The following is a 6,265-nucleotide window of genomic DNA, read 5'->3' on the forward strand; positions in this document are numbered from 1 at the left end:
TAACCATCACCCACATCGACCTACCGAAAGCCAGCAAAAAGGCCAAAGTTTAGGTCAGTGGCCCCGGGACCCTTGCAACTGGGCGGGTCCCGGGGTTCTGTGCGCTCCGGCTACGGAAAGCGGACCGGCGCGGGCTCAGGCGTACTTCTTCGCCAGCTCGACGAAGCTCGACCAGGACGACGGGGCGAAGGCCAACGTACCGCCGTCGCGGTTCTTGGTGTCCCGGACGTAGACGCGGCCCGGCAGATTGTCGGCCACCTCGACACAGTTGCCGCTGTCGGACCTGGTGCTCTTGCGCCAATGCGCCTCGGTCAGCTCCATGTCTCGATCGCCTCCATGATCATCTCGTGGGACTGCTGGCCGGGCAGAGCGTACCCCCGGATAGCTTCCCAGTCCTCTTCCAGCGCCTCGGTGACATCCTTGGCCTCGATCAACCGCCCTTCCTGGTGGCCTTCGAGGAAGCCGACTGTCCGGCCGTCCACGGTCGCGAGCACCATCGGCCCGAGCATCCCGGGATAGCCTCCGGTGCTGAACGGCACGATGTGCACCTGCACGTTCTGCCGCTGGTTTGCGTCGGCGATCGCCTTCAACTGGTCGCGCATCACCTCCGGCCCTCCCACCGACCGGCGTAACACCACTTCGTCGAGCACCACCACCAGTCGGCAGGCGTTGGTGGCCCGGGTGACGATTTCCTGCCGGTCCAGTCGGGCGGCCAGGGCCAGCTCAAGATCCTCCGGCTTGGTGTTGAGCGCCTGCAACAGGGCGCGTGCGTACGCCTCGGTCTGCAACAGGCCGGGCATCATCATCGGTTGGAAGATCCGTAGCAGTCTCGCGCGGCCCTCGTACTCGACGAACGGGCGATACCACACCGGTGTCCACTCGCCACGGATGAACTCCCGATAGAACTTCATGAACGCGGTGCCGTACACCCGGTCCACCGCCCCGAGGTAGTCCGGCAGCGCCGGCCGCTCGCCGCGCTCCACCGCGCCGACGTGCGACGCCGAGAAGTGCAGGCGCTCACCCCAGGACTCCTGGGTGAGCCCCAGCATCTCCCGGACGCGACGAAGGTCCTCTACCAGATACTCGCTCGCAGACATAGCCTTTCACGTCCCCCAATTCATCACGGCGCACCACTGACCGGTGCCGGACATTCCCCGGAGTCACCCGCGTTGATCAATTGCCACCTGGTCGCTCCCGGGCTTTTCCCATCTTCTGTGGTGGGGGGCTGATAGTCCAGGGTGGAAGTCGGCGAACACCACAGTCGACTGCACTCGGAGGAAGAATGTCGATCAGGAATGACGGCATTGGCGGGACTCCCCGCCTCGCCCGGTACATCACGTTCACAGCAGCGGACGATGCGACACCCACGCCGGGCAGGCCGCCGCTGCCGAAGCGGACACCCGGGGAGACCGACCCCGATCAGGACGGGCGGTTCCAGCTCACCGGCGCGCGCGGCGTGGCTGCCGCCCCGTACGGAGCGGTCGACGACGCCCGAAGCGCGGACCACACCAACCGGGCGGCCCGCTCCCCCGCGCTGTCCCGGGCGATCCACGACGCGAACTCCACCGCCCGCACCCACCTGCCGAACCGGACCACCGGCGAATGCCACCGGTGCGGCGGCGTCCCCGGGCCGTGCCGCCCGTTCCTACGGGCGATCGCGATCCTGGACCGGTGGGAGCCGGCGAACGCCCGACGAATCCGCGCCGTCCTGCACCTGTCCGGGCTGATGCCCGCCGGCTACCCGCACGACGACAAGGACGAATCCGCCGAGTCGTACGGAGCCGTCGACGATGCCTGAGCCGACCCCGCTGGCGTGCCCCGGTGATCTGGTGGCGCTGCGGCAATGTGACCACGTGGACGCCAACCGGCCCGTGCGGCTCCGGGTGGTAAAGATCTGGCCGTCGCCGGAGGAATACTCGTGGGTGCAGCTCGACGGCTGGGAAATCGACCCTGACGACACTGACCGCGACGGCAAGGCGGTCAGCGTCCGAGCGTACAAGGACGCGCTGCGCCGGCCCGGCACGGTCACCACGGTAGGCCGGGGGTAGCCGGCCGGTCCCCGATCGGCGCCCCCGGGGCGCAGCGTTCCCCGCGAGCCGGACCAGGACGGACGCCCGGATCCCACCCCCGTGATCCGTGATCCGAGGTCCGAGGTCCGCACCTGAGGCCGGCATCCGGACCCAGGGGTCCGGCAACCCCTGCCTAGGGACACTGGACGGGAGATCCGGGAAGCTGCGCCCGGGGGTCAACACTCCCGACGAGTTGCTCGGCTTTCGATTGCGATGCGCGCGTCCCAGCGACCGGCCGCAGCCCACTGCGGTCAAGCCCGACAGCTCAGGGCCCGGGCCGCCACCTCTTCAGGCCCTCCCTTCCATGATGAACATCCTCCCGAGGATCGCGCAGCCCCTCTGATCTGGGATGTCGGTCAACGTGGGTCAGGTCCAGTCGCCACGGCGACACGCCGTGCGATGTGAGCGCCGCGGTCGACGTCACGGCTGATTCGCCTGGTGTACGGGCTCTCCCTGATCATGGTGCCCCCTTCGCGGCGCACCAACGGCACGCGATAGGTTGTCCGTGTAGATACGGGCTGTATAGTCACTTGGTGTGGACAACACAACCGCCATACTCGGCCTACTCGGGATGAGCCCGAGCTACGGCTATGACCTGAAGAACCGCTACGACCGCTGGTTCGGACTGAAGAAACCTCTGGCGTTCGGCCAAGTCTACACGACCCTGGCGCGGCTGATCGGCAAGGGCTGGATCGTGGCCGTCGGCGAGGAAGCGGGTTCCGGGCCCGAGCGCAAGCGCTACGAGATCACGGCGGCTGGTCGAGCCCGGGTGATGGAATGGATGTTCACTCCCGACGTTCCATCAGAACGCCTGCAGAGCAACCTTTTTGCCAAGACGATCATAGCGCTGCTGCTAGGTGACGACGCGGGTCGTCTGCTGGACCTGCAGCGGGCGCAGCACATGGCCCGAATGCGCCAGCTGACCAACGAGAAAAAGAAGGCCGACCTGGCGGTCGTGCTCGCCTGCGACCACGCGTTGTTCCATATCGAGGCGGACTTACGCTGGATCGATCTGACCGCCGCGCGCCTTACCCAACTGCGAGCAGAGGTGAAGAAGTGAGCGAGGTCGAGGTCGTCAGCACGCCATCGCGGGTGCCCGGTGTCGGGCCTGTCCTGCTGAGAGCTCGCGGGCTGCGCATGACGTTCGGGCTGACCCAGGCGCTGCGCGGCGTCGACCTGGACATCCACGCCGGAGAGATCGTCGCGATTACCGGCCCCTCCGGATCGGGCAAGTCAACGCTGCTGCACGTGCTGGCCGGCGTCCTGGTGCCAGACGAAGGAGTTGTTGATTATGGGGAAACTAGAGTCAACGCGCTCGGCGAGGCGGGTCGTTCGAGGCTTCGCCTGGCCGAGTTTGGCTTTGTCTTTCAATACGGACAGCTCCTGCCCGATTTGTCCGTATTAGACAATGTCACGATCCCGCTCTTGCTGGCCGGCGTCGGCAGGCGTGAGGCGCTGCGGCGCGCCGCCACCTGGCTCGACCGCCTCGGGCTCACCGAGCATTCCCGCAAGCTGCCTGCTCAGATGTCCGGTGGCCAGGCCCAGCGTGCTGCTGTGGCGCGGGCGCTCGTCACCGAGCCTTCCCTACTGTTCGCCGATGAGCCCACCGGGTCGCTCGACTCGCTCTCGGCAGAGGCCGTCATGCTCGCCCTCACCGAGACGGCACGGGCGGCGGGCACCACAGTCGTGCTCATCACCCACGATCCTCGGACGGCGGCCTACGCCAACCGTGAGCTGGCTGTGCGAGATGGACAGATCACCGTCGGAGGGCCGTACGGATGAGTCTGTTCTCGCTGGCAAGGCTCGTCACCGCCGGAGACCGGGGGTCGTGGGGGCGCTTGCTTGGCATGGCCGGTGGCGTCGCCGTCGGCGTCCTGCTCCTGCTGTTGCTGTGGGGTGCCTACAACGGCCTGGCCACCCGGACCGAGCGATCCACTTGGACCACGCTGATCTATGGCGTGACTGAACAGGTCAACGATCCGGCTGCCGAGCCGCTGACCGACAGCCGGGTTTTCGCCTCGACTGTCTCTGACTATTTCGCAGGCCGCACGATTTCCAGGGTGGACATCGCCTCCACGCCGAGCTCGACGGTGGTCGTACCCGGCATCGGTCGCCCACCCGCGATCGGCACCTACTACGCGTCACCTGCGTTGATAGCGCTCATCGACGCACACCCGGCCGACCAGCTGGGCGCCCGCTACGGTACTCGGGCAGGCGTCATTGCCGATACCGCGCTAGCCAGTCCCGACTCGCTGGTAGTCGTGGTCGGCTTGGCAGCCGGCGACCTCGACCCCGGCCGGGCGGCCAGCTATTCAAGCGATGCCACCATCGGTGTGTGGGCGGTCGAGCGGTTCGGCGGGTCGGCGTTTCCCAGCATCGGCTATCGCACAGTGGCCATCATCGGCGCCATCGCCATCCTGCTTCCGGTGCTGATACTGGTGGGAATTGTTACCCGGCTCGGCGCTGCGGCGCGCGCCGAACGTTTCGCCGCACTGCGCCTCATCGGAGCGACACCGCGCCGGGTCGCCGACATCGCTGCGGCGGAGATCGGGGCGACCAGTCTTGTCGGCGCCATCGCGGGCGCGATCCTGGCGTGGCTGCTCATTCCGGTCGCCGCACAGATGCGGGTGGGCGACGGCCGCTTCTTCCACGCCGACCTGACGGTGGCACCGGTAACGGTGATCGTGGTCGTGGCCGGTGTGGTAGCGGTGTCCACCGCGGTGGCATGGTGGCGCACGGCGTCGGCCGGGATCGGTCCGCTCGGGGTGACCCGCGAACAGTCTGAGCGGCGCCCCAGCGTGCTGGGCGTGCTGCCACTTTTCGCCGGCATTGTCACAATGCTCAGCGCCACCGTCGCGGCGCTGATGCACTCACCGCTGCCGGCGACAGACATCATCCTCATCATGGGGTTCATCCTGATCTCGATCGGGCTGATTACCTCGGGGCCGGTACTCACCTTCTGGGTGGCCCGCCTCGGGGCCAGCGCGGCGCGTAGCCCCGCCGGTGTCATCGCGATGAACCGCATCCGCCAGCACCCGCGGGCCACCTTCCGGGCTGTCAGCGGATTGGTCGCCGCAGTCTTCATGGTGTCGGTGTTCTCGGCGGCCATCACCGCCGTGGCAGCCGAATCGGCGCCTGGTAACGGCCCCGGCTTGCTGCCGCTGACCACCGTGGTAGCTCGCCTGGGCGGCCCGCCGGACTCCGCGAAGTCCTCGACGGCAGCGGCTTCCCAGGTTGCCCAAGTCACCGGTGTCACCGGGGCGGTGGTCGCTTACTACCATCCTGATGAGGGCATCATTGTCACCGCGTCCGACGCCGCCGCGTTGGGGCTGCCGGTGCATGAAGGCGCCAGGTATGTCCACGTTCATTCCGATTACCTGAACGGCGGCACGCCGCAGGTGGCACCGGAAACCTCGCCCGGCACCGCGCCGGCGATGCTACTGGTCGCCACCGACGGCACGACCAGCGCGATCGAACGCGCTCGCACCGCCATTCTGCTCAGCGGTGTGAAGCTGTCGCTGCCGCCCGGTACCCGCTCCGAACAGGCGGTGTCAACCCTACAGACGTGGGCCAATCGCTACGCGAGTCTGGCCAATCTCGGCATCCTGGTGGCGACCCTGATCTCTGCGGTGTCGCTGGCAGTTTCCACCATCGCCGCCATCCTCGACCGCAAACGCGTGCTGGGCCTGCTTCGCCTCATGGGAATGCCGGTGTCGACAGTGCGCCGCATCGTCCTGGCCGAGGCCGCACTGCCACTGGCAACGGTCTTCGCCCTCTGTATCGGCCTTGGATTCCTTGTCGCATGGTCGATCCTGGCCGGACTCACCGAAGGCAACCGCACGATCTCCTGGCCCGAGGCATCCTACTACCATGCGTTGGCTGCCAGCCTCCTGCTCGCTGCGGCTGCCGCGGTTGGCACTTTCCGCACGGCGCGCAAAAAGACCGGACTCACAGTCACCCGATTCGAATGATCGGCCAGACCGTTCGCCATCCTCGGACTCACACCATGATCCACGATCCTAAACGGCCGTCGCTATCTCCTGCAGAACGACGGTAGGACAGCAACTGCTCACATGACGGCTGCAGCGACTAGTAGGGCAGCCGTACTTCGTGACCTGACCGGTGCGGTGGGGTATGGACGGACAGGATGTGCGGCGACGGAGACGGCCACCGCATGATCGTCCGGTGTTGTGTGG

7 protein-coding genes are annotated in these 6,265 nt (G+C 67.2%); 5 read left to right on the forward strand and 2 right to left on the reverse strand.

Annotated features, from left to right (window positions below):
• Window positions 1-135 precede the first annotated feature (135 nt).
• Window positions 136-321, reverse strand: a complete 186-nt coding sequence (locus ACFHWU_RS28410) for a DUF397 domain-containing protein (protein ID WP_416553537.1) — start codon at window positions 319-321, stop codon at window positions 136-138.
• Entirely contained in the window at window positions 312-1,097 is a 786-nt protein-coding gene (locus ACFHWU_RS28415; RefSeq protein WP_416592195.1) for a helix-turn-helix domain-containing protein, read from the reverse strand. The genes ACFHWU_RS28410 and ACFHWU_RS28415 overlap by 10 nt, the downstream gene beginning before the upstream one ends.
• Window positions 1,098-1,282: 185 nt before the next feature.
• Between ACFHWU_RS28415 and ACFHWU_RS28420 the strand changes: the two genes are divergently transcribed.
• From ACFHWU_RS28420 to ACFHWU_RS28440, 5 genes are all read left to right on the forward strand, one after another.
• Window positions 1,283-1,798 carry a hypothetical protein gene (locus ACFHWU_RS28420; RefSeq protein ID WP_416553533.1) on the forward strand — a complete coding sequence of 172 codons (516 nt, stop codon included), beginning with the start codon at window positions 1,283-1,285 and terminating at the stop codon, window positions 1,796-1,798.
• A complete protein-coding gene (locus tag ACFHWU_RS28425) occupies window positions 1,791-2,048 on the forward strand; it encodes a hypothetical protein (RefSeq protein ID WP_416592196.1) in 258 nt (85 codons plus the stop codon). Before ACFHWU_RS28420 ends, ACFHWU_RS28425 begins: the two co-directional genes overlap by 8 nt.
• A gap of 556 nt (window positions 2,049-2,604) precedes the next feature.
• Window positions 2,605-3,129: a PadR family transcriptional regulator gene (locus ACFHWU_RS28430; protein ID WP_416553529.1), complete on the forward strand. Its 525-nt coding sequence runs from the start codon at window positions 2,605-2,607 to the stop codon at window positions 3,127-3,129.
• Between the two features lie 77 nt (window positions 3,130-3,206).
• Window positions 3,207-3,851, forward strand: coding sequence for an ABC transporter ATP-binding protein (locus ACFHWU_RS28435; protein ID WP_416592198.1), 645 nt, complete (start codon window positions 3,207-3,209; stop codon window positions 3,849-3,851).
• Window positions 3,848-6,040, forward strand: coding sequence for an FtsX-like permease family protein (locus ACFHWU_RS28440; RefSeq protein WP_416592197.1), 2,193 nt, complete (start codon window positions 3,848-3,850; stop codon window positions 6,038-6,040). The genes ACFHWU_RS28435 and ACFHWU_RS28440 overlap by 4 nt, the downstream gene beginning before the upstream one ends.
• Window positions 6,041-6,265 lie beyond the last annotated feature (225 nt).

Origin of the sequence: Micromonospora sp. LOL_015, from assembly GCF_048060275.1 — a bacterium.
In the GTDB taxonomy this organism is placed as follows: domain Bacteria; phylum Actinomycetota; class Actinomycetes; order Mycobacteriales; family Micromonosporaceae; genus Micromonospora_E.